Here is a 23,350-nt window from a genome sequence, read left to right on the forward strand (position 1 = left end):
CTTTTGTATTCGTGATGTCATAACCATTTACTTTGGATTCATATCCATCTACCGGTTGTTCTTTCACTTCATACTTGTATGCTTTTCCATTTGCATCGAACGCTACTAAATCTTTAAATTCATACTTCCAACCTGTTTCTTTGCTTACCTCTTGTGTCGCAATCACTGTACCGTCTTGTAGTAAGTCTACTTTGATGGCTTTATGCTCTTCCTCTGTGCCACCTTTCCACGTCTTCGTTCCTGCAACTGATGTCTTGCCTACTTTTGTATTTGTGATGTCATAACCATTTACTTTGGATTCGTATCCGTCTACTGCTTGTTCTTTCACTTCATACTTATATGCTTTTCCGTCTGCATTGTTTATCGCCAGATCTTTAAATTCATATTTCCAGCCTGTTGCTTTGCTTACTTCTTGCGTCGCAATCACTGTACCGTCTTGTAGTAAGTCTACTTTAATCATCGTCGGACGACCTTCCGCATTTCCGTCCTTCCATGTTTTCGTTCCTTCTACTTTAGTTGTTTGTACCACTTTTGTATTTGTAATGTCATAACCATTTACTTCTGTTGTGTATCCATCTATCGGTTGTTCTTTTACTTCATACTTATACGCTACTCCATTTGCATCATAAGCTGCTAGGTTGTCAAATTTGTATTTCCAACCATCTGCCGCTGTTACTTCTTTCGTGTCTACTACTTTCTCATTTTGTAGTAATTCTACTTTGATTGAACTTGGACGATCTTTCTCGTTATCGCCTTTCCACATCTTCGTTCCTGAAACAGATGTAGTTTTCACCTTATTTGGAATATCCAGTTCGACTCCATTTTCATCATTTGATTTTATTTCAAACTCTACTTTTTTCTGAGGATCGAAATCAATATAGTCTGGAGCTGAAACCTCTTGTACATAATATTTACCTGGTGATAATTGAGGAGTTTCAACTATCCCTTTTTCATTTGTTTTATATTCGCCCCCAACCTGTTCACCAGACTCTTTATACAACTTAAATGAAACATTTGGGATTACTTTTTCTTTATTTCCTTCAATATGTTTAACAATTTTCAGCTTTCCTTTTGGAACCTTGTTGCCAGTAGCACCACCGCCAGCTGTCATATTTTCGACTGGGTAACTGCCCGATTCATTAACTGGCTCTTTGTTTACAACTTGGTAATCAATCGTATAATCATTCTTAAAAAAATCTTGCTTCATTCCGGCTTCCGTTATAGTAGATGTATAGCCAATCGAAAAGGCGGTAAGACTTGCTTTATCCTTATTAAGCACAACTTTAAATGATCGGTCACCAGTAAAGGTAATCGTTCCGTAGCCTTGCTGTTCAAACTCTTGTAGCGTTAAATATTGACGACCTAGAGAATTATCTACACTTATATAGAAACTATCCTTATTAAGTGTTTGGCCTTCCTGTAAATTATCAGTCACAACAATATCGCGACTTAACTCTTCTTTATTTAAGTTTATATTCAAGAACCAACGCACTACATCGTCCTTACCTGAGTTCATATCACCAGTTTTATAAAAAAACGGTCCCGTTCCAGGATCTGTACCACCACCACTAGTTGGGCCGGTAATTGTTACAGATTGCTTATCTACAGTTGTACCGAAATTGGTTTCAATTTCTTTCTTTTCATCCGTCCCTACATTAGTAGCTTCCACGAAAAAGTTTAAATACCCATGAATATTTTCATATGTACTCACTTTATCATTAAATGTACATACCACAGTACCTGCTGTAACTTTGCAAGTACCATAGTCATCTAATGGAAACTCTCTATCTAATCCTTTTAATTCTGGAGGCAGTGTTAATGTTAGTGTGTCTCCAGGCTTCAGCCTAAGTCCATCTTTTTCACTGAAGTTTACAGTTACTTTAGTCCGTTCTGTGGTACTTAGATTTGTTTTACCAATCTGAAAACTATCCACAAGTCCTGCTGTGTTTAGCTCTTGTGCATTTGCTACTATAGGTAAGAGACTCTGGCCTATAGTAAACATGAAAATCATTATAATCGAAAAAATTGAAGTAATTCTTTTTAAATGCATATTTTATGCTATCCTCCCTATAAAATTAAATCTAAATATATTTCAGAAAAAACATACTATGACAAGGATTCTATTATTCAATGTCATTAAGCTATTTTACTAAAATATGTTTGATAGCTATTATCATCTTTTTCTCTTTTTTCAACCCTTCTATTATTTAGAAAATTGAAGTTCGACTCTTATATGGATTCATCTAATTTCTCCGACATTTTATTTCTAGCCTATGCCATTTAACAAAAACAGATACAGGACAGGACAAATTTTGATAAAGAAATTCAAATTATAAATACATATGAACCGACCATAGGATAACTTCAAAGTCAGAAGAAGACAATTCGAAAAGCGCTCACGATAAAACTCATGACAGTCATTCGCCTTATTATGGTGTAGAGTTTCCGAAATTTTTTCACACCCAGAACAAACGTTTGTTCTATAAATACAAAAATTTCATTGCCGGCAGGTACGGAAGAGTTACTTCACCCAACTTCCTTACTTATCCCCCTAAAGAATAGTAAAAAGTAATGCGTATAATCTAACCTGGCACACAAGCCAAAGAAGTTTACGGCCATGAAATGTGCTAGGATACTCGTATTCTAAAGGATGTCATTGAAGATGTGTTTTCTATTATTATGAGTTGTAGTGCAATTGATCATATGTTAAAAAGGTTTGTGTTTCATTAAACAACCGACCTACACACTGAAACAAGTAGAACAAGAAGCGTTCCACCGCCAGCATTCTATAATTAAAAACACTCTGGATGAAGTATTGTTTGCCTATGCAAGATGAAAGTCATATTCTCCAAATTTGAATACAGTGGACCGAATTTGGGGGTAACTAAAAAAGAGTATGATTGTCAACTGATTTCATATAAATCGTATATAAATACGAAATTCAGCCTTTTCATTTTTAGAGTATATAAATGGATGTCAAGAAAAAACACTTTGCCTAATGGGTTCCATGGCTATGTCGAAGAATTAAAATGAGCTTATATATGATGATAATATCAAAACCGAGAGATTTATATCCTTTCATTATTTTTTATCAAATCATGAAAACCTTAATTGTACTATATGTACTATTTTAAACATGCCACCCCTAGTTTCTTGACTAAGTTGGAAGTTTTCAAGATTCATTACTAATTGATCAGATACTTGATTAGATGCATTGTTATTTTAGTACTTGGCATAGCTGTAACAATGCTTTTTACAACAATCACACCATTTCCTAGTAACATTCCAATGACTAATAATACATATATGGATTTTTGATAATTGTACCCCCAACAGTCTATTATTCTAGAATCGTTCCTAAAAATCAATAGTTAATTGGTGTTTTACTATTTTCACTTCATCACCATAACATATATTTGTCACATGTATTTAGATTAGAAAATTGGCACAGAAAAAGAGATAGCTTTGCCATCTCTTTTTCTGTTTCAATTTCCCCTTATCAAGCCACACGACTTTTCGGTGCTCTTCTTTCTTTGACTTCTGATCAGTCTATAGACTAATCAGAAGTTTATATATCAACTTGTATATCAATTCTAAACAAAAATAGATATCTTTTCTTGACTACATCTTTTCTGGTGCAGATACTCCTACGATTGCTAATGCGTTTTGAAGTGTAGTGCGTACTGCTTTCATTAACTCGTAACGAGCTTTACTTAATTCTAAGTTATCTTGGTTTAATACTTTCTCTGCATTGTAGAAGCTATGAAGTGCTGCTGCTAATTCAAATGCATAGTTTGTAATACGGTGTGGCAGACGTTTTTGCGCTGCATCCGCAACTACAGCTGGGAATTCACCAAGTTTTTTCAGTAACTCTACTTCTTTCTCAGAAGTAACAAGTTTGTAGTTTACATCTCCACCTGTAGCTAATCCTAACTCTTCACCTTGACGAAGGATGCTGCATACACGAGCATGAGCATATTGCGCATAGTATACTGGGTTTTCATTAGATTTTGATACAGCTAAGTCCATATCGAAGTCTAAATGAGAATCACCGCTACGCATTGCGAAGAAGTAACGCATTGCGTCTACGCCCACTTCTTCCATAAGCTCACGAAGTGTAACTGCTTTACCTGTACGCTTACTCATCTTCATTTTCTCACCATTTTGGTACAGTTGTACCATTTGGATGATTTCTACTTCAAGCGTTTCTTTATCGTAACCAAGCGCTTGAATAGCAGCTTTCATACGAGGAATGTAACCGTGGTGGTCAGCACCCCAAATATTGATTAATTTATCAAAGCCACGCTCTAATTTGTCACGGTGGTAAGCGATATCTGGCGTTAAGTATGTGTAAGAACCGTCGTTTTTAATTAATACACGGTTTTTATCGTCACCGTAAGTCATAGAACGGAACCAAGTTGCACCATCTTCTTCAAAAATCTCTTCACGCTCTTTTAATACAGCAAGAGCTTGATCGATTTTTCCGTTTTTGTATAATGATGTTTCTGAGAACCATACATCAAATTTAACACGGAAGCTTTCTAAGTCTTTTTGAAGTTTTGCTAATTCATATTTTAAACCGTACTCACGGTAGAATTCGTAGCTTTCTTCAGCATCCGCTTTCGCATAACGATCGCCAAATTCTTCTGCTAAACGTTTACCGATACCGATAATATCTGCACCGTGGTAACCGTCTTCTGGCATTTCTTTATCTAAACCTAACGCTTGCATGTAACGAGCTTCAACAGAAAGCGCTAAATTATGAATTTGATTACCAGCATCATTAATATAGTACTCACGAGATACATCGTATCCTGCTTTTGCTAATAGGTTACATAAAGTGTCACCTACTGCTGCACCACGTGCATGTCCTAAGTGAAGGTCACCTGTTGGATTCGCAGATACGAACTCAATTTGTACTTTTTCACCTTTACCAGTATTTGTTTCACCGTAAGCTTCACCAGCGTTAACGATTGTTGGGATTAAGTCTGTTAAGTAACTGTTATCCATGTAGAAGTTAATGAAACCAGGACCTGCGATTTCAATTTTTTCAATAGAAGCTTTTGCTTTATCGAAGTTTGCAACTAATTCTTCTGCAATCATACGAGGTGCTTTTTTCGCAACGCGTGCAAGTTGCATTGCCATATTTGTAGAGAAGTCACCATTTGTTTTATCTTTTGGAGATTCTAATACAACGTTTGGCATTTGTTCTTCTGTCGCTAATTCTGCCTTTAATACAGCAGCTTGAATTTCTTCTTTAATCAATCCTTTTACTTGTTCTAAAGAATTCATTATTTTGCCTCCTTCAAATTAAGTGTAATTGTATATCTGCCAGCTTCTTGTTCACTTAGAAGCAATGCGTACGTTAAGAAGAGTTGTCCTTTTTTCTTTTCATCCGACCATTTAAAAAGAACGTTATCAGTCTTTGTTTGCAATGCAAACGTACCAAGTTCACTCGTATACGTACCAGTTGTCCATTCACCTTTCACATGCGTTTGACGCATCGAAACAGCACCTGAACGCATAATGAGAACTTGTTCATCTTGAATTTTAATAATTGTTTTCACTTCGCCTTGTTCGTTCGGCTCTTGGAATGTTACATATGTACCTTGACCTTTTACATAGTATTGACCATTTGCTTCAAAAGCAACGGTTTCCTTCCTCGCCCCTTCACGGATTTCTGTTACGAAATGAACGTGTACCGGCAAGCCTGCAAGTTGTTTCTTCACGTCTTGCACACCCTTCAAATGTTATAGATATTAAATACTACTTATAATAAATCACTTTTCCTATCATATCAAAAAAAGACTCTGTCTGTCTGCTGAAAAATCAGGAAAACTCCTTTTCAAAAAATAATTCACCCGCACTTTATTTCATATGTTAAAATATTTTTTAAATCTAAATATTCTTTCATTTAAAGGAGTGAATTTAGTGCTACCAACAAAATTAAAAAAAGGTGATGAAATAAGGGTTATTTCACCATCTTTTAGTTTAAGTATTGTCTCAAATGAAAACAGAAACCTTGCTATAAAAAGATTAACTGCTATGGACTTTCAAGTCACATTCTCAAAACATGCTGAAGAGATAGACCGATTCGCTTCCTCTTCTATTTCTTCACGAGTCCAAGACCTCCACGAGGCATTTAGAGACCCTAATGTAAAAGCAATTTTGACGACACTTGGTGGATACAACTCTAACGGTTTATTGAAACATCTCGATTACGATTTAATCCGTGAAAACCCAAAGTTTTTCTGTGGCTATTCTGATATTACTGCTTTAAATAACGCAATTTATACAAAAACAGGTCTTGTTACATATTCAGGTCCTCACTTCTCTTCATTTGGAATGGAGAAAGGTCTCGAGTATACAACCGATTACTTTTTAAAATGCTTAACTTCTAATGATTCTATTGAAATTCTACCATCTGAGACGTGGAGCGATGATTCTTGGTACATAGATCAGGAAAATCGAGCATTTATTAAAAATGAAGGATATGTTTCGATTCAAGAAGGAGAAGCTACAGGAGATATTATCGGAGGAAATATGAGCACTTTGAACTTATTACAAGGTACACCATATATGCCAAGCTTACGAGATAAAGTTTTATTTCTTGAAGAAGATAGTTTGACGGGAAAAGCTACACTTAAAACATTCGATCGCCATTTACATTCCCTTATGGGGCAGCAAGATTTTGAACATATAAAAGGTATTGTAATAGGAAGAATGCAAAAAGACGCAGAATGTACGATAGAGGACATTCAAGAGATGTTCGCTTCAAAGTCTGAACTTACACATATCCCAATCATCGCAAATGCAAGTTTCGGTCATACAACTCCTATTTTTACTTTCCCAATTGGCGGACGCGCAAAAATCATTTCTACCAAAGGGAATTCATCTATCACCATTTTAACGCACTAAAAAAGGAGCGAACGATTCGCTCCTTTTATGGTTTTTCTATTTTTTGCAACGCCTTTTGTGGGATTGAATCTTTCGGGATTTCAGCCCACCCTTTTCCTTGCATACCTTTTGCATAAATTTTTATAAAAGCACCCGTATGTAATTCACGGTTTACCATTTTTTTAATAACTTGTAACTTTCCGTCCTCTGTATACCCGTTAAACGTATACAAATATTCATCGTCTTTTTTCTCGCCCTTATCTATAACAGCATAATAATCTTGTATTTCTTTATTTGAAAAGAAGTTGTCCACAAAAGCATGCACACCTTCTGTTTTTGTGTTTAAATAATACGCTGTTCCACCTAAAATAATGGCGAACACAGCTAAAACTTTAATTACCAATTTCATAAATGCGCCTCCTGTTTGCACTTCTTTCTCACTAACCGTATGTCTATACCTGTATTATACGAAAAAAAGCATACTATACTCTATCGAAATGCCTTACACTTTCCTTACATTATTGTAAGGGTTTTTCACCTTACAACCATTTCCCAATAAAAAATTTTTTCCGTTTCATGCACTTTTATATTATTATTGAATGATACGAATTTTTATCCAACATTAACGGGTAGTTAACTGCCCGATTAGTGAAGACTAATATTCAGTTTGGATGGTCAACATCCCCACTGATTAAAGTTTCACTTTATTACAAAAATCAAAGGAGACAGTTTTCAAATGGCTATCTTGCAAGGTTTAGCACTATTACTTGTTGTACTTTGTCTATTTACACTTTTTAGTTACCGTGCTCCTTACGGAATGAAAGCAATGGGTGCTTTAGCTAATGCAGCAATCGCAAGTTTTCTTATTGAAGCATTTCACCGTTATATCGGTGGAGAAATGTTTCATAATGACTTTTTACAATCAGTTGGAGAAGCTTCTGGTAGCATGAGCGGTGTCGCAGCTGCGATTTTAGTAGCACTAGCAATTGGCGTTTCACCCGTATACGCTGTTTTAATCGGTATCGCTACTAGTGGATTCGGTATTTTACCAGGATTTTTCGCTGGATACGTTTGTGCATTCATCGTGAAATTTCTCGAAAAGAAATTACCAGCTGGTGTAGAATTTTTAGCAATTTTATTTATTGCCGCACCACTCTCACGCGGAATGGCGATGCTTATGGATCCGCTTGTTAACGCCACGCTCGGTAAAATCGGTTCTATGATTTCAGTTGCAACTACAGAAAGTCCTATCATTATGGGAATTATGCTTGGTGGATTAATAACGGTTATTTCTACATCTCCATTAAGTTCTATGGCACTAACCGCCATGCTTGGATTAACAGGTTTACCAATGGCAATTGGTAGTCTTGCCGTAGCAGCCTCAGCCCCAATGAACTTTATTTTCTTTAAACGACTAAAAATTTGTTCAAAGAAAGATACAATCGCTGTAGCAATCGAGCCGTTAACACAAGCAGATGTTGTCTCAGCAAACCCAATTCCAATTTATGCGACTAACTTCGTTGGCGGTGCACTTGCCGGTATTATTACATCGCTATTCCAACTTGTTAATAATGCGCCAGGAACAGCATCACCAATCCCAGGACTTCTTGTCTTATTCGGATTTAATGACGTTATAAAAGTAACGATCGCTGCCGTGCTATGTGGAATCGTTACCATTATTGTTGGATACGTCGGATCAATCGTGTTCCGCAATTATCCAATCCGTTCTGCTGATGAAATTCGTGGCATTACTTCGGAAGAGAAAGTTGCATAAGAAAAAGAGCTACTCTCATTGTTTGAGAATAGCTCTTTTTCTTTATGTCACGCGATGATAAGTGAAATTATATCGGCGATTTTTTTAATATATCGACTTACCGATACATAACGAAAAAATAAGAGCCCCTAGACCCTTGCGTCTAAGAACCTTCCCTGCCAAAAGGCAAAAAGCACCTTTTGCAGGAAAGAACCTTAGTCACCGGGTCTAAACAGTCGGCTTCACTTTTACTTTATCCAGCTACAGCAGCTAGAATAATCGGTGGCTTCGCTTCTTCCTTCGAGGCAAAAAGCGCCTCTACGTCTGAAGCTCCATCCCCCTCACATTCTGAGCGAGCTGCCTCCGCTTTTATTTCACCCAACCGAGCAGCATTTCCCGCACGAATTTGCTTGCTGCGACTGGTGTTTGATCACTATGGTCGTAGACTGGAGCTACTTCTACTAGGTCCGCCCCAACTACATTTATATTTGAATTTGCAATTGCCACGATGGAATCTAATAATTCTTTAGATGTGATACCTCCAGCTTCTAACGTTCCTGTTCCCGGAGCGTGAGCTGGGTCTAATACGTCAATGTCGATTGTGACATAGACTGGGCGTCCTGCAAGTTTCGGTAATACTTCTTTTAACGGTTCTAGTACGTCAAATTTGTATAAGTTCATACCTACTTCTTTCGCCCATTCAAATTCTTCCTTCATTCCAGAACGAATTCCGAAAGAATATACGTTTTCCGGACCAATTAAATCACACACTTTACGAATTGGTGTAGAGTGGGATAAAGGCTCCCCTTCATACGATTCACGTAAATCAGTATGAGCATCCATATGGATGATTGCTAAATCCGGATATTTTTTTGCCATTGCCTTAAAAATTGGCCAAGACACTAAGTGCTCACCGCCGAGACCTAGTGGAAACTTATCGGCATCTAAAAGTTTTGATACATACTCTTCAATCATGTCTAAGCTACGTTGTGCATTTCCAAATGGTAATGGGATATCACCCGCATCAAAATATTTTACCTCTTCTAGTTCACGATCTAAATACGGACTATATTCTTCAAGACCGATTGATACTTCACGAATACGTGCAGGGCCAAAGCGAGATCCCGGACGGTAACTTACTGTCCAATCCATAGGCATCCCGTAAATAACTACCTTTGACTCTTCAAAACTTGGATGACTTTTAATAAATACTTTACCTGAATAAGCTTCATCAAAACGCATATTCTTTTCCTCCTTATGTGGAACTTAAGGTATCCCAACCTTTCATATTTCTCAAATTTGGAGCGCACTGCTCCTCTTTCTCGATTTACCGGGGTCTTCTGTTTCATAACAAGAAGACGATTTTCTTTACAGAAGTGTAAATAGCTAGCATGTTCAAGTCTTCTGGACAAACACCTTAAATGAGCTATTTACACTTTATTTGTTAAAATTCGATTTTCTTACTTAATTAAATCGCCAACAAATTTCGGTAATGCGAATGCTGCATTGTGCAATTCTTTTGTGTAATATTTCGTTTCGATTTCATGGAAACGCTCTTCACTTACTTCTAGTGGATCATGTTTTTTAGATCCAATTGTGAACGTCCAAAGACCACTTGGGTATGTTGGAATATTTGCTGTGTATAAACGAGTAATCGGGAAAATCTCTTTTACATCTTTAAACACAGTCGTAATTAATTCTGGTGTGAACCAAGGGTTGTCCGTTTGTGCAACGAAAATACCATCTTCTTTTAACGCTTTAGAGATTCCAGCGTAGAAACCTTTCGTAAATAAGTTTACTGCAGGTCCTACTGGCTCAGTAGAATCTACCATAATTACGTCATATTCATTTTCGCTTTCCGCGATGTGTAGGAAACCGTCTCCTACTTTCACTTCTACACGCTCATTGTCTAATGCGCCTGCAATTGATGGTAAGTACTGTTTAGAGTACTCAATTACTTTTCCATCGATTTCAACAAGAGTTGCTTTCTTTACGCTTGGGTGTTTTAACACTTCACGAATAACACCGCCATCACCACCACCTACAACTAAAACGTTTTCAGGGTTTGGATGTGTAAATAAAGGTACGTGCGCTACCATTTCATGATAAACGAACTCGTCTTTTTCTGTCGTCATAACCATGCCGTCTAAAATAAGCATGTTTCCGAACTCTTCCGTTTCAACCATATCAATCTTTTGGAATTCTGTTTGCTCCGTATGTAATGTGCGGTTAATACGCGCCGTAATCCCAAAATGTTTTGTTTGTTTTTCAGTGAACCATAGTTCCATCGTACAATCACGCCTTTCAATGCAAATTTATAATAGGGACATCATTAATGTCCCCTAACAAAAATAAAACAAAACATCCAAAAAGTATAGTTAAAAGTACAAAAATACCGAAAATATATTTTAGTCAGAGGGTTCTAACATATATGTGAACAGGGTTTGCTCTGTAATAGGAAAGAAAACCCTTTCCTAAGAAAGGGCCTTCGTCTCTATTTCTACCGGTTTACGAATTGGAATTAAAATCATAATACAACCAACTAATACAACAATTCCACCGACTAAAAACGGACTTTGTGGTGAAACCGTGTGCCCGATAATTCCTGATAAAATGGGAGCAATCGCGCCTCCTAACCAACGAACGAAGTTATAAACACCTGATGTAACAGATCTTTCATAAGGTGAAATATCCATTACATAACTTGTAAATAATGCGTTATTTAATCCTGATGCTAATCCAGATAGAACGATTAACACGATTTGTAACCACATAATTTTCACAAAGAATAGCGCAATTAATAACATCGCAAATACGAGTAAACTACCCTTTAATACTGTTTTCGGTTCATATTTACCTTCTAGCTTATGCGCTAAAATTGCTGATCCGTAAGCTAGCGCTAATCCCCATCCACAAAATACAAAACCTAATTGAATGGCAGATAAATGCATAATAAGTGGTGAATATGCTAAAACGACGAAAAATCCATAGTAATATAACATCCCTGAAATGGCACCTTGCATAAATGGTTTATACTTCACCAAGTTAAGTAATTCTCCCATGCCCGCTGCTTTGCGCTTCACGTTTCGCTCCGGTTCTTTTACAAAAAAGAAAACTAAAATAAATGCTAAGAAAATTAAAATACTCGTCGCGAAAAATGGGTAACGCCAAGAATGTCCACCTAATATCCCGCCTAATAACGGGCCACCTGCCATCCCTAAACCGATAGCTGCTTCATATAATCCTACTGCTTCATGAACTTCTTTACTTAATGCAATTAATAATGTCATCGCCGTTGCGAAGAACATCGCATTTCCTAATCCCCACCCTGCGCGGAAAATAGATAATTGAGCAATCGTTTGCGATATACCGCATATAAAAGCAAATACAGTTACAATCGCAAGACCAATTGTCATCATTCGTTTATCACCAAATCTTGATGCAAATATTCCAGCTGGTAACATCATAATTGCCATCGTTAAAATATATGCTGTAAATAACATCTCGACTTGCCAATGCGAGGCACCAATTTGTTCAGCAATACTTGGTAAAATTGGATCGACTACCCCTATACCTGAAAAGGCAAGGAAGGTAGCGATCACTGTAATCAATCTCCCTAATTTTTGTTTGCTCTCCATTTTAATTACTCTCCTTTTGTACTCTCTAAAAATGTCACTGCACGATGTAAACTATCCTCGAGCTCCGCCTTCACGCGCTGCATTTGCTCCATTTTCTCGTCTAACGTTTGCACTTGATTTTCAAGCATCTCTTTAATTTCTTGAATCACTTCGCGATCACGAGGGTTCTCACTATTTCTTCTTTGCTCCATTCTTTCTTTTAATGATAAGAAATGTTGCATTTCTTGAAGCGTAATTCCAAGTACTTCTTTCGCTTCTACAATCCTTTTAATTCTTGCAATATCCTCATCTGTATACAGACGAATATTTCCCTCACTACGTTCTGGGGGATGAATTAAGCCAATTTCCTCATAATAACGAAGTGTACGCTTTGTTAAACCAACTTGCTTTGTTACTTCATCGATTTTATACATGTTTATTCCTCCCTTCACTCAACTATTACATTTTACGTTAACGTTAACTTTTGTGCAACTGTTAGATTTTTGTAAATATTTTCCCTGTTCAATTGTATTTTTTCCCAAGCAGTTTCATAATGAAAGAAAAGAGATGATAAGGAGAATCTAACATGAGTAAACCACTTATTTTCGCTCACCGCGGGGTAAAAGGAACACACCCCGAAAATACGATGATCGCCTTCCAAGAAGCTGAACGCATTGGCGCTCATGGGATTGAACTTGATGTCCATCTATCAAAAGATGGCGAACTTGTCGTGATTCACGATGAAACAGTCGATCGCACAACAAATGGCATAGGACTTGTTTCTGAAAAAACTGTAGAAGAATTACAAGCTTTAGATGCTGGCAGCCATAAAGATCCTTCTTTCCATGAAGCAAAAATCCCAACGTTACGCGAAGTATTTATTTGGCTCTCTACAACACATTTACAACTTAACATTGAACTAAAAACGGATGTGATTCACTATCCAACTATCGAAGAAAAAGTTGTTGCTCTTGTTCGAGAATATCATCTATCTAATCAAATTATATTCTCATCATTTAACCACGACTCTGTTTCATTATTAGCAAAAATTGCACCAGAAATTCCAAGAGCAATTTTGTACGATACACCACTTGCAGATCCTATTGCTGAAGCAAAAAAACGAGAAGCAACTGGATTACATCCAAACTTTCAATTATTAACGAAAGAGTTTGTCCAATTAGCACAGGAACAAGGATATATTTTCCGCCCTTACACCATTAACGAATATACAGATTTACAAACGATGATTGATTATGGCGTAGATGTCATTATTACCGATTGGCCAGCACGTGCCTTTGAGCTCCTTTCTTAATGGAATGAGCTTTTTTATTTTCGAAATTTCATTGTTTAAAATAACTCAAAACCCTCAATACTAATACAATAACGCTTGTATTAATGAGGGGCTGAAAAAAGATGGATCAAACTATGAATCCAAAACTTAAAAAATATAAACGTCTTTTCTTCACCGCAATGTTTTCTTGCGTCCTTTTCTTCGTTTTTTCCTTTTTTGTTATTCTTATAGTTGCAAAAATTATGGGACCTCCTCCTGTTGCGGTCCCACAAACAAGCGTCTTTTACGCGAACGATGATACCGTTATTGGACAAAGTAATGAAGTACAAAAACGTTACAATGTCTCTCTTAATGAAATTTCTCCTTATGTAAAAGAAGCGACACTTTCTATTGAAGATCAAAGGTTCTATAAACATCACGGCTTCGATATGAAACGTATTGCAGGTGCAATTATTGCTGATTTAAAAGCGATGGCAAAGGTGCAAGGAGCTAGTACGATTACACAACAATACGCACGTAATCTATATTTAGATCATGATAAAACGTGGAAACGAAAACTATTAGAGGCAATGTACACCGTCCGCCTTGAAGTGAACTATAATAAAAATCATATTTTAGAAGGATATTTAAATACAATTTATTACGGACATGGCGCTTATGGCATCGAGGCTGCGTCCCGTCTATATTTCGATAAAACAGCAAAAGAATTAACATTAGCCGAAGCTAGTATGCTCGCAGGTATCCCAAAAGGACCAAGTGTCTACTCTCCCTTTTTGAAAGAGGATCGTGCTAGGGGACGACAATCTCTCATATTAGATGAAATGGTGGAACAAGGTTATATTACGAAGAAACAAGCAGCTTCAGCAAAAAAAGAACCGCTGACCCTCGCCTCATTAGATACGAAAAAGGTGGCAGAGGTCGCACCTTATTTCCAAGATGCTGTACAAGCTTCTCTTCTTCGTGATATCGGATTAGATGAGCAAGCTTTACAGCGAGGTGGCTTGCGTATTTATACAACGCTAGACCCTAAATTACAATCTGTAGCAGAGCAAGCTGTAAAAGACCATATACCCGACACAACAAACATACAAACTGCTCTCGTCTCTATGAATCCAAAAACAGGTGAAGTGGGTGCCCTTGTTGGGGGAACCGATTATAATACGAGTCAATTTAACAGGGCTACACAAGCCGCTCGTCAGCCTGGTTCTACATTTAAGCCATTCCTATATTACGCGGCTTTAGAACGAGGATTTACGCCTGCTACACGCCTAAAAAGCGAATATACTGTATTCACCTTAGGCGATGGTGTATCAAAATATAAACCGAAAAACTATAAAGATTATTATGCAGATGATTTTGTAACGATGGCACAGGCACTTGCAGTTTCTGATAACGTATATGCTGTGAAAACGAATTTATTTTTAGGAGAAGACACGCTCGCAAAAACAGCGAAGCAATTCGGAATTACGAGCGCATTAACAGATGTACCTTCTCTAGCTCTTGGTACATCCCCAGTAAAGCCAATTGAAATGGTGAATGCTTATAGCATGTTCGCGAACGGTGGAAAAGAAGTAAAACCTATCTTTATTCGCCGCATTATGGATCACGAAGGGAATATGTTATACGACGCTCATTTGGAGAGTAAACAAGTTCTCGACAAGAGCAAAGCATTTGTGATGGAAGAAATGATGACAGGTATGTTTAATAAAACCCTAAGCAGTTATGCCGCTGTAACTGGTCAATCGATGTTATCAAAACTATCAAGAACATATGCCGGAAAATCTGGTTCTACTGAAACGGATAGTTGGATGATTGGATTCACTCCGCAGCTCGTAACCGGTGTATGGGTTGGATACGATCGACCTAAATCTATTTCAAATGTAGCAGAACAAGGATATGCGAAGAAAATATGGACCGATACGATGGAAAATGGGTTAGATGGACAGCCTAAAAAAGAATTTAAACAACCAAGTGATGTCGTTGCAGTCAATATTAACCCTGAAAATGGAAAAATCGCTACAAAAAATTGCCCAATTTCAGTTAAAATGTATTTCGCAAAAGGCACCGAGCCGACTGAATATTGCATGGATCACGTCGACGATAAAGAAGAATTTGAAAAAACTACTGAAGAAAAGAAGAAAACAAGTTGGTGGAAAAAATATCTTCCTTGGTAAAAGCGAGGTTATTCCAAAATAAAAAGGATGTCACCTAGTCAAAAAGCTCGACTTACGGGACATCCTTTTCTTTTATTCACCTAATAATGCACGGCGCAATTCTTCACTAGATTCGTTCCAAATTGCTTCATTATGTTCTTTCAAGAATGTACCAAGTACTTTTTTAGATGATTCATCCATATGGTCAACCATAATGTGACGCTTTAATGATTTATCCATTTTGTTTACGTGCTCCGGAAGTGATTTATATCCGCGGCGAATTTCACGATCAACTGTCATTTCACAAGCAGTTACACCTGCGTAATATGCACCTTTTGGTGTTCTTTCAATCGTTACCCAAACAAGCCAAAATGGTTTTCCGTTTGGAACTTCATCTTTATTCGTTAAAAACTTAATTCCCTTTTCTACTGTACTACGCGCATGCATCGCACCAATATCAACGAACGCATTTTTTTCTAATACATCAACAAATACAGGAGAAATATTTTCCAAACTAAGTGCTCCAACACCAAACCCACCATGTCCATCTGTTGAGTCATTTTTCACGATATTAAAACCGATTTTTTTCTTTTTCTCTGTCATATGTAAACTCCTCCTCGCTTAATAATTATAGAAGCCCGAAAATAGGCGCAATGATACTTTGTAAAAATACTAATACATACGGAATGACAACATTGAAAATAGGCTGAATTGTGTAATTGCTAAGCGGTGTAATAACAAGAATTAATAACGCAATTGCTCCATATTTTTCATACTGTGTCATTTTCGCACGCACATTTGCTGGTGCCAAATCTTCCACAACACGATATCCATCAAGTGGCGGAATCGGTAATAAGTTAAATACAAGTAAAACAATATTAAGCATGATAAAAATTTGGAAGAATTGACCTAATGTATCTGCTACTGCAAATGGAATTGAATCTAATACTCCAAATGTTAATAAACTATACCAAATAATTAAACCGATCGCACTCAAGATTAAGTTACTTATCGGTCCTGCAATGGAAACTAATATCCCTGCAAGACGTGGTCTTTTAAAGTTATACGGGTTAACCGGTACCGGTCTTGCCCAACCGAATCCAAGAATTAATACAGCAATCATACCGATAGGATCTAAGTGTGCCATCGGTGATAACGTTAAACGCCCTTGTTTTTTCGCTGTATCGTCTCCAAATTTATATGCAACATACGCATGCGCAAATTCATGCACTGAGAGCGCAATAATAATCGCCATTGCTACCAACGGAATTTGGTGCAATGGATATCTAAATAACTGATCCATACTTCATCTCCTCTTCAATATGTCAAAAAAAGAAAATATTTGTTTTTTCGATTGTTCTTCCCCATAATCCGCTATAATAAGAGTGTAACTTACATAAAAGGAGCGATTGTACATGCCATACGTAACAGTGAAAATGCTAGAAGGACGCACAGAAGAACAAAAGAAAGCTCTTGCTGAGAAAGTAACAGCAGCAGTAAGCGAAACAACTGGTGCTCCTGAAGAAAACATCGTTGTTTTCATCGAAGAAATGTCTAAAAACCATTATGCAGTTGGCGGAAAACGCTTAAGCGACAAATAATTTCAAGTTCTTTCATAAGAAGCAGCTAATGGCTGCTTCTTATTTTTTCCCTTCTAACAACTCGATAATTCTCTCTTTATATTTTCCTTTTCTTCCATCTTCATAGATTAAATCATGTGGATAGAATAATTTTTGATCCGTTCTCTTCTTACCTGTAATCGCCTCAACAATATCCGATTCACGTGAAAGTTCTCGAAGCTCTCCATTTGGCATAAGAAGTAAGATTGGTAGACGCTCTTCTTCTTCTCCAGCGCGATAAAAGTCGTACGGTAAATCCGACGTCGAATCCACAACTAAATAATACTCCGGGTCCAGTCCAATCTTTTTAAATAAACTACTTAATTCCATCCAATTATCCAAACCATGCTTATCTGTAAACTCTACATATTTAAATAGATTTCGATTCATAAAACGACGACATAAGTCACTTAAAATTGGATCTTCTTCGTCCTGCCATACTTGGAAGTAATAATACATAACGTTCTCGTCTAACTTTAAATAATCCTCTACCGTTACTTCTTCTTCAAATAAAGAATAGAAATGAACAGGATGATTTTTAAACGTATAATACTTCTCATGCAATGATTTAGCACGGTGTAGAATTTTTGTTAAAATAACTTCTGCACTACGCGTTACCGGGTGGAAATATACTTGCCAATACATTTGATAACGGCTCATAATATAATGCTCAACAGCATGCATACCACTATTTTTAATAACGACTTGATTCCCGTACGGACGCATTACACGCAATATACGTTCCATATCAAAGTTTCCATACTTCACGCCTGTGAAATAAGCGTCTCTTAATAAATAATCCATACGATCTGCATCAATTTGGCTTGAAATCATACTAATCGCTAATTTATTAGTAGACGTTTTCGCAATTACATCGGCCACTTTTTGCGGGAAGTCCTTATCCACACGACTTAATACACGATTAATTTCCGTATCTCCAACAATAATCTTTTGCGTAAATTTCTCATGATCTAATGTAAATACTTTTTCAAACGAATGAGAAAACGGGCCATGACCGACATCATGAAGTAATGCCGCGCATAAACATAACAATCTATCTTCAGCATTCCAATTTGGTCTGCCATCAAACACATCATCAATCATACGACGAATAATTTCATATACACCTAACGAATGAGTAAAGCGACTATGCTCTGCACCGTGAAATGTAAAAAATGTCGTTCCAAGCTGCTTAATACGGCGCAAGCGTTGAAATTCTTTCGTTCCGATTAAATCCCAAATAACGCGATCACGCACGTGCACATATTTATGTACTGGGTCTTTAAACACTTTTGTTTCGCTGAGTTTGTCGTTTAAATATACCATCTTCCGACATCCCCCTTCCTTTACTACATTCTTACTTTATATTATAAACGAAATGAGAAACAGAAAGAAATGAAAGACTATATTAATTCCCTTTATAAAAAGAAAAAATCACCTTTACCGAAGTAAAAGTGATTTCTTTTTATACATTATTTCCCTAAAACAAACTCAGCAACTTCGTCTAAGATCATTTCTTTACCTAATGGGAAGTAACCTTTGTTTAAGTCTTCATTGCTAATTGTGAATACGTGGTTGTTTTTAACAGCGTTCATGTTTTTCCAAATTGATTCTTCTTGGAATTCTTTTAGACGCTGAGAACCGTCACCAGTTGTAAATACGAATAAGTAATCTGGGTTGTAATCGATTAAAGCTTCTTTTTGTACTTGTACTAGCGGTTTATCAGTTGGTGTACCTTTAACTGCTGGTAACTTTAAGTCATTAAAGATTACGCTACCGTAACCGTAGTCACCGTATACGCGGAAAGCATTTGGATATGCAGCCATTTTCATGAATGTTGCATCACCAGTTTTAGCGATGATTTTGTCATGTAATTTGCTTGCTTTTTCATCATACTGTTTGAACCATTCTTTTGTTTCTTTCTCTTTACCGAAGATTTGACCTACTTCTTCGAATTTTGGACGCCATTGATCTAATGGAGTTTTTAACATAACTGTTGGTGCAATTTTGGATAATTGATCATAGATCTTTTCTTGACGATTGTTTACAAGAATTAAGTCTGGTTTTGCAGCAGCTACTGCTTCGATGTTAATTTTATCGCCCCAAGCAGAACCTACTGGTTTTACACCTTCTAATTTATCAGCAATATGTCCATCAATTTTTTCTTGTGTTGTATTTGCAGTAATAATCGGCTTCATACCGAAGATTAATAATTCTTCTGTTGAACCACTAAGGTCAGCAATTTTCTTTGGGTTTGCAGGAATTTTAATTTCCCCTTTTGCGTGTTGCACAGTGCGCTCTTCAACCTTCGCATCTGCTTTCTTTTCTTCCTCTTTGTTAGAACAAGCTGCAAATAGTACAGAAGTAACAACTAGTACCATTGCTAATAGTGCCATTTTAAAATTCTTCATATCCCCACTCCTTCTAGCTATATTTCTCTTATAATTTGCATGTAACTATAAGAAACGAAAACAACATTTAATCAATATATTTTTATTAATTGTTGTTTATAGCCCGTTCTAACGGGCGTTCAACTTCCCATCCATAGATCAGAAACTCAACGTCCATTAGAACTCCCCCTCACCTCTTTAAGAGGGGGAGGAAATTCTATGCATTATGCTTTTTTACGTAATTGATTATTAATCATTGCTAAATCGTATGTTAAACAAATTGGTTTACAGTTTACTGGACATGGAACGATTTGAGCTTCAATCTCAAATACATTACGAAGCGTTTCACTTGTCATCACTTCATCTGGCGTTCCTTGTTTCATTAACTTACCTGCTTTTAATGCAATCATATGATCAGAGAAACGAGAAGCATGATTTAAATCGTGAATAACCATCACAATCGTTCTGCCTTCTTCTTGATTTAGCTTCTTCAGTAAGTTTAATACTTCAAGTTGATGAGCCATATCTAAGTATGTTGTTGGTTCATCTAACACGAGTAAATCTGTTCCTTGTGCAAGAGCCATCGCAATCCATACGCGTTGACGTTGTCCACCTGATAAAGCTTCTGCTGGACGATTTGCGAATTCTGTCATTCCCGTCACTTCAAGCGCCCAATGAATATAGCGATAATCCTCTTCTTTCAATGTCCCAAATCCTTTTTGATGAGGAAAACGCCCATATGAAACAAGTTCAAACACAGTAAGGCCAGTTGGCACTTCTGCAGTTTGTGGTAAAATCGCCATTTTCTTTGCGATTTCTTTCGTTGGCTGTTTCTCAATTGCTTTTCCATCAAGATAAACAGTACCTCGCTTTGCTTTCAAAATACGAGAAGCCGTTTTTAATAATGTGGATTTCCCACAACCATTTGGTCCAATAATTGTTGTAATTTTCCCTTCCGGAATTTCAACTGTTAATCCATCTATAATTAACCCTTCGTTATAGCCAACAGATACCGCATCAACCGCTAAAGTTGCCATACAAAAAGCCTCCCTTTATTTTGTCCTCATAAGTAAATATATGAAATATGGTGCGCCAATTACAGAAATAACAAGACCGACCGGTATTTCTGAAGTTGGTAACACACTTCTTGAAATTACATCTGCAAATAAAAGCAAGAACGTTCCTATTAATGCAGCTGTTGGCAACATAATTTGATGCTTACCGCCAACGAGGCGCCTCGCTAAATGCGGAGCCATTAAACCGATAAAACCGATTCCGCCCGCAACGGCAACAGATGCACCTGCTAAACAAACTGCAATAAATAATAATTTCCGTCTTTCTTTTTCTACGTTTACACCAAGGCCAACTGCTGTAGAGTCGCCTAAATTCATTACATTTAATATGTGTGCTTTGCTAATAGCAAGTGGTAAGAAAATCACCATCCATGGAAGTACACTTAATACGAATTTCCAATCTGTACCCCATAGACTTCCCGCTAACCAAATCGTTGCAAAACGGAAGTCATTAGATGTCATCTTCATAGAAAAGATTAAACTAACAGCACTAAATCCTGCTGCAACTGCGATACCGACTAATATTAAGCGAGTCGATGAAACGCCATCTTTCCATGCTAATAAATAAATAATAACCGCCGCCAATATCGCACCGATTAATGCGAAGAACGGAAGAATAAATACTGATAATAGCGTTCCAGTCCCAACTTTTCCAAAGAAAAAGTATACGAATACAACAACAGTTAATCCCGCTCCGGCGTTAATACCGATAATCCCTGGGTCAGCAAGCGGATTTCGTGATAAACCTTGTAAAATCGCACCTGACATAGCTAACGCAGAGCCTACTAATATAGCAATAACCATACGTGGCATACGAAATTCAAATAAAATAACTGACTGATCTTCTGCCCCAAGTCCAACCAATGATTTCAATACATCCATTGGTGGTATTTTAAATGTCCCTGTATTTAAACTCACTAAAAATACAGTAACGATTAATCCTACTAAAATTGTTAAAATAGAAATGTTCTTTTTTGTTAAGACGCTCGTCCTCACATTTTCCCTCTCCCTTCGTTACGTGCTAAGTAGAGGAAGAATGGAACCCCAATTAGCGCTGTAATTGCCCCAATTGGCGTTTCAAACGGCGGATTAATAACGCGAGATAACATATCTGCACATTCAATTAACAACCCACCTAAGACTGCAGAACATGGAATAACCCATCTATAGTCTGAGCCTACAAGGAAACGAGTCATATGTGGAATTACAAGACCAACAAATCCAACTGATCCTGCCATAGAAACTGCAGAACCTGTTAATACAAGAACAAGTACTGTTCCTATAAATTTAATTAATTTCGTATTTTGACCAAGTCCAATCGCAATTTCTTCACCGAAACTCAAAATCGTAATATACCTCGACATCATAATTGCGATAAAGAGGCAAACGAGACCAATCGGCACTAGCATATTGATGCTTTCCCATTTCACCCCAGCAACTCCGCCTGCATTCCACATACTCACCTCTTGGGCAAGGTTGAAATACAGCGCAATTCCAGATGAAATGGCCCCTAATAAAGCACTAATTGCCGCACCTGCTAAGGCTAATTTCACAGGTGTTAATCCACCTGGTGAAGAAGACCCAATTCCATATACAATGCTCGCACCAAACGCAGCTCCAATAAAGGATGCGATAACGAACATTAAATAAGGTGAATTAGGGAAAAATGCATACATAATTGCAATTCCAAATACAGCCCCATCTGTAATTCCCATTAACGATGGGGAAGCAAGCGGATTTCGCGTCATACCTTGCATAATTGCTCCTGATACCGCTAAAAAGGCCCCTGCAACTACGCCCCCTATTGCTCTAGGCATGCGAAGTTCTTGGATTACGTTATGATGCGTGTTAGACCCATCAAACTGAAATACAGCTTGCCATACAGTCTTTAGACTAATATCTGCCGCGCCAAACGAAATAGAGACGGCCATGCTTAAAGCTAACAAAACTGTGCCCGCTACTAAAATAATAGAAGCGACAAGCGGTCTGCTCTTAATCTCTTTAACATTCTCTTCTTGCTGTTCTATACTCCTTGCACTCGCTTCCATCCCTCAACCATCCTAACCAACAACATATATTTAATAAAATGAAATTTATTCTCAAATAGCAGTAAAAAAATTAGGTGAATTGCCCCTTTTTTGATAATGATTCTCAGAATCATATACTCTCTATTCTACCTATCGTTTTAAAAGACTGTCAACCATTATTTTGAAATACGAATTTGCATAAAACATTTTACTTGTGGGCATAAAAAAAGAAGAGGAATCGGTTCACTCTTCTTTTTCTTACTTATTTAGCTTTACTTCAATTTTTGTAATTAATTCATCTTCTGTTGGAGCCGCGACCGGACGATTATTTACAAATGCAAATGATTTTTTACGACCAGGACCACAGTAAGACTGACATCCAACTTCAATCTTTGCACACGAATCTACTTTTTTTAACTTCGGAATTAACGTTTTAACGTTCGTTGCCTGACAATCATCACACACACGAAATTCGTTTCCCATTATATAAACACTTCCTCTATTTTAAACTTTTCTCAAGTACATTTAAA

Annotated in this window: 22 protein-coding genes; 5 read left to right on the forward strand and 17 right to left on the reverse strand. The window is 37.1% G+C overall.

Going from position 1 to position 23,350, the window contains the following annotated elements:
* The 3 genes from COI75_RS06210 to COI75_RS06220 all read right to left on the reverse strand — a co-directional run.
* Positions 1-2,050, reverse strand: a 2,050-nt coding sequence (locus tag COI75_RS06210; protein WP_141535085.1) for a Cna B-type domain-containing protein, incomplete at its 3' end; no start/stop codon positions are given.
* Between the two features lie 1,571 nt (positions 2,051-3,621).
* Complete coding sequence (gene argS / locus COI75_RS06215; protein ID WP_001086470.1) at positions 3,622-5,292, reverse strand: arginine--tRNA ligase; 1,671 nt, start codon at positions 5,290-5,292, stop codon at positions 3,622-3,624.
* On the reverse strand, positions 5,292-5,729 hold the full coding sequence (locus tag COI75_RS06220; RefSeq protein WP_000744345.1) for a DUF1934 domain-containing protein: 438 nt from the start codon (positions 5,727-5,729) through the stop codon (positions 5,292-5,294). The genes argS and COI75_RS06220 overlap by 1 nt, the downstream gene beginning before the upstream one ends.
* Positions 5,730-5,931: 202 nt before the next feature.
* On the opposite strand from COI75_RS06220, the gene COI75_RS06225 reads away from it, so the two are divergent.
* The gene (locus tag COI75_RS06225; protein WP_000938077.1) at positions 5,932-6,918 is read left to right on the forward strand and encodes a S66 family peptidase; all 987 of its coding nucleotides are present in this window, start codon (positions 5,932-5,934) and stop codon (positions 6,916-6,918) included.
* A 25-nt stretch (positions 6,919-6,943) separates the two neighbouring features.
* On the opposite strand, the gene COI75_RS06230 is transcribed toward COI75_RS06225, so the two are convergent.
* Positions 6,944-7,306, reverse strand: coding sequence for a YxeA family protein (locus COI75_RS06230; RefSeq protein ID WP_000779918.1), 363 nt, complete (start codon positions 7,304-7,306; stop codon positions 6,944-6,946).
* Positions 7,307-7,633: 327 nt separating this feature from the next.
* Between COI75_RS06230 and COI75_RS06235 the strand changes: the two genes are divergently transcribed.
* Entirely contained in the window at positions 7,634-8,671 is a 1,038-nt protein-coding gene (locus tag COI75_RS06235) for a PTS sugar transporter subunit IIC (protein ID WP_000996306.1), read from the forward strand.
* A gap of 232 nt (positions 8,672-8,903) precedes the next feature.
* Here COI75_RS06235 and COI75_RS27225 read toward each other — a convergent pair whose 3' ends face one another.
* From COI75_RS27225 to COI75_RS06260, 5 genes are all read right to left on the reverse strand, one after another.
* A complete protein-coding gene (locus tag COI75_RS27225; protein ID WP_000503874.1) occupies positions 8,904-9,032 on the reverse strand; it encodes a hypothetical protein in 129 nt (42 codons plus the stop codon).
* Positions 9,020-9,892, reverse strand: a complete 873-nt coding sequence (gene speB, locus COI75_RS06245) for an agmatinase (protein ID WP_001209831.1) — start codon at positions 9,890-9,892, stop codon at positions 9,020-9,022. Before speB ends, COI75_RS27225 begins: the two co-directional genes overlap by 13 nt.
* 218 nt (positions 9,893-10,110) lie before the next feature.
* Positions 10,111-10,938, reverse strand: a complete 828-nt coding sequence (gene speE, locus COI75_RS06250; RefSeq protein ID WP_098448260.1) for a polyamine aminopropyltransferase — start codon at positions 10,936-10,938, stop codon at positions 10,111-10,113.
* A gap of 186 nt (positions 10,939-11,124) precedes the next feature.
* Positions 11,125-12,288 (reverse strand): MFS transporter, encoded by a 1,164-nt coding sequence (locus tag COI75_RS06255; protein ID WP_000444214.1) that lies wholly within the window; start codon positions 12,286-12,288, stop codon positions 11,125-11,127.
* A 5-nt stretch (positions 12,289-12,293) separates the two neighbouring features.
* Positions 12,294-12,701, reverse strand: a complete 408-nt coding sequence (locus COI75_RS06260) for a MerR family transcriptional regulator (RefSeq protein ID WP_000276571.1) — start codon at positions 12,699-12,701, stop codon at positions 12,294-12,296.
* A gap of 152 nt (positions 12,702-12,853) precedes the next feature.
* Here COI75_RS06260 and COI75_RS06265 point away from each other — a divergent pair, with 152 nt between their 5' ends.
* Both COI75_RS06265 and COI75_RS06270 read left to right on the forward strand, forming a co-directional pair.
* Positions 12,854-13,579 carry a glycerophosphodiester phosphodiesterase gene (locus COI75_RS06265; RefSeq protein WP_000042773.1) on the forward strand — a complete coding sequence of 242 codons (726 nt, stop codon included), beginning with the start codon at positions 12,854-12,856 and terminating at the stop codon, positions 13,577-13,579.
* A gap of 101 nt (positions 13,580-13,680) precedes the next feature.
* Positions 13,681-15,732 (forward strand): transglycosylase domain-containing protein, encoded by a 2,052-nt coding sequence (locus tag COI75_RS06270; RefSeq protein ID WP_098448261.1) that lies wholly within the window; start codon positions 13,681-13,683, stop codon positions 15,730-15,732.
* A 72-nt stretch (positions 15,733-15,804) separates the two neighbouring features.
* Here COI75_RS06270 and COI75_RS06275 read toward each other — a convergent pair whose 3' ends face one another.
* Together COI75_RS06275 and COI75_RS06280 are read right to left on the reverse strand one after the other, a co-directional pair.
* Complete coding sequence (locus COI75_RS06275; RefSeq protein ID WP_000136674.1) at positions 15,805-16,314, reverse strand: YwhD family protein; 510 nt, start codon at positions 16,312-16,314, stop codon at positions 15,805-15,807.
* 25 nt (positions 16,315-16,339) lie between these two features.
* Positions 16,340-17,014: a site-2 protease family protein gene (locus COI75_RS06280; protein WP_000372450.1), complete on the reverse strand. Its 675-nt coding sequence runs from the start codon at positions 17,012-17,014 to the stop codon at positions 16,340-16,342.
* A 112-nt stretch (positions 17,015-17,126) separates the two neighbouring features.
* On the opposite strand from COI75_RS06280, the gene COI75_RS06285 reads away from it, so the two are divergent.
* Positions 17,127-17,312, forward strand: coding sequence for a 2-hydroxymuconate tautomerase (locus COI75_RS06285; protein WP_001147171.1), 186 nt, complete (start codon positions 17,127-17,129; stop codon positions 17,310-17,312).
* Between the two features lie 39 nt (positions 17,313-17,351).
* Here the strand turns inward: COI75_RS06285 and COI75_RS06290 are convergent, their stop codons facing one another.
* The 6 genes from COI75_RS06290 to COI75_RS06315 all read right to left on the reverse strand — a co-directional run bounded on the left by COI75_RS06290 (position 17,352) and on the right by COI75_RS06315 (position 23,303).
* Complete coding sequence (locus COI75_RS06290) at positions 17,352-18,656, reverse strand: HD domain-containing protein (protein ID WP_000262746.1); 1,305 nt, start codon at positions 18,654-18,656, stop codon at positions 17,352-17,354.
* A gap of 146 nt (positions 18,657-18,802) precedes the next feature.
* A complete protein-coding gene (locus tag COI75_RS06295; RefSeq protein WP_000787732.1) occupies positions 18,803-19,741 on the reverse strand; it encodes an ABC transporter substrate-binding protein in 939 nt (312 codons plus the stop codon).
* A 203-nt stretch (positions 19,742-19,944) separates the two neighbouring features.
* Positions 19,945-20,757 carry an ABC transporter ATP-binding protein gene (locus COI75_RS06300; RefSeq protein WP_000212071.1) on the reverse strand — a complete coding sequence of 271 codons (813 nt, stop codon included), beginning with the start codon at positions 20,755-20,757 and terminating at the stop codon, positions 19,945-19,947.
* Between the two features lie 15 nt (positions 20,758-20,772).
* Positions 20,773-21,789, reverse strand: coding sequence for a FecCD family ABC transporter permease (locus tag COI75_RS06305; protein ID WP_001260760.1), 1,017 nt, complete (start codon positions 21,787-21,789; stop codon positions 20,773-20,775).
* On the reverse strand, positions 21,786-22,841 hold the full coding sequence (locus COI75_RS06310) for a FecCD family ABC transporter permease (RefSeq protein WP_000388285.1): 1,056 nt from the start codon (positions 22,839-22,841) through the stop codon (positions 21,786-21,788). Before COI75_RS06310 ends, COI75_RS06305 begins: the two co-directional genes overlap by 4 nt.
* A gap of 237 nt (positions 22,842-23,078) precedes the next feature.
* Positions 23,079-23,303 (reverse strand): DUF1450 domain-containing protein, encoded by a 225-nt coding sequence (locus COI75_RS06315; RefSeq protein ID WP_000526072.1) that lies wholly within the window; start codon positions 23,301-23,303, stop codon positions 23,079-23,081.
* Between the last annotated feature and the right edge of the window lie 47 nt (positions 23,304-23,350).

Origin of the sequence: Bacillus cereus, assembly GCF_002564555.1 — a bacterium.
Lineage (GTDB): Bacteria > Bacillota > Bacilli > Bacillales > Bacillaceae_G > Bacillus_A > Bacillus_A cereus_K.

Coding starts and splice junctions, on each gene's coding strand:
- COI75_RS06265 (WP_000042773.1), top strand. CDS start 12,854: ATGAGTAAACCACTTATTTTCGCTCACCGCGGGGTAAAAGGAACACAC.
- speB (WP_001209831.1), bottom strand. CDS start 9,892: ATGCGTTTTGATGAAGCTTATTCAGGTAAAGTATTTATTAAAAGTCAT.
- COI75_RS06235 (WP_000996306.1), top strand. CDS start 7,634: ATGGCTATCTTGCAAGGTTTAGCACTATTACTTGTTGTACTTTGTCTA.
- COI75_RS06290 (WP_000262746.1), bottom strand. CDS start 18,656: ATGGTATATTTAAACGACAAACTCAGCGAAACAAAAGTGTTTAAAGAC.
- argS (WP_001086470.1), bottom strand. CDS start 5,292: ATGAATTCTTTAGAACAAGTAAAAGGATTGATTAAAGAAGAAATTCAA.
- speE (WP_098448260.1), bottom strand. CDS start 10,938: ATGGAACTATGGTTCACTGAAAAACAAACAAAACATTTTGGGATTACG.
- COI75_RS06300 (WP_000212071.1), bottom strand. CDS start 20,757: ATGGCAACTTTAGCGGTTGATGCGGTATCTGTTGGCTATAACGAAGGG.
- COI75_RS06275 (WP_000136674.1), bottom strand. CDS start 16,314: ATGACAGAGAAAAAGAAAAAAATCGGTTTTAATATCGTGAAAAATGAC.
- COI75_RS06230 (WP_000779918.1), bottom strand. CDS start 7,306: ATGAAATTGGTAATTAAAGTTTTAGCTGTGTTCGCCATTATTTTAGGT.
- COI75_RS06310 (WP_000388285.1), bottom strand. CDS start 22,841: ATGGAAGCGAGTGCAAGGAGTATAGAACAGCAAGAAGAGAATGTTAAA.
- COI75_RS06280 (WP_000372450.1), bottom strand. CDS start 17,014: ATGGATCAGTTATTTAGATATCCATTGCACCAAATTCCGTTGGTAGCA.
- COI75_RS06315 (WP_000526072.1), bottom strand. CDS start 23,303: ATGGGAAACGAATTTCGTGTGTGTGATGATTGTCAGGCAACGAACGTT.
- COI75_RS06270 (WP_098448261.1), top strand. CDS start 13,681: ATGGATCAAACTATGAATCCAAAACTTAAAAAATATAAACGTCTTTTC.
- COI75_RS06260 (WP_000276571.1), bottom strand. CDS start 12,701: ATGTATAAAATCGATGAAGTAACAAAGCAAGTTGGTTTAACAAAGCGT.
- COI75_RS06295 (WP_000787732.1), bottom strand. CDS start 19,741: ATGAAGAATTTTAAAATGGCACTATTAGCAATGGTACTAGTTGTTACT.
- COI75_RS06255 (WP_000444214.1), bottom strand. CDS start 12,288: ATGGAGAGCAAACAAAAATTAGGGAGATTGATTACAGTGATCGCTACC.
- COI75_RS06285 (WP_001147171.1), top strand. CDS start 17,127: ATGCCATACGTAACAGTGAAAATGCTAGAAGGACGCACAGAAGAACAA.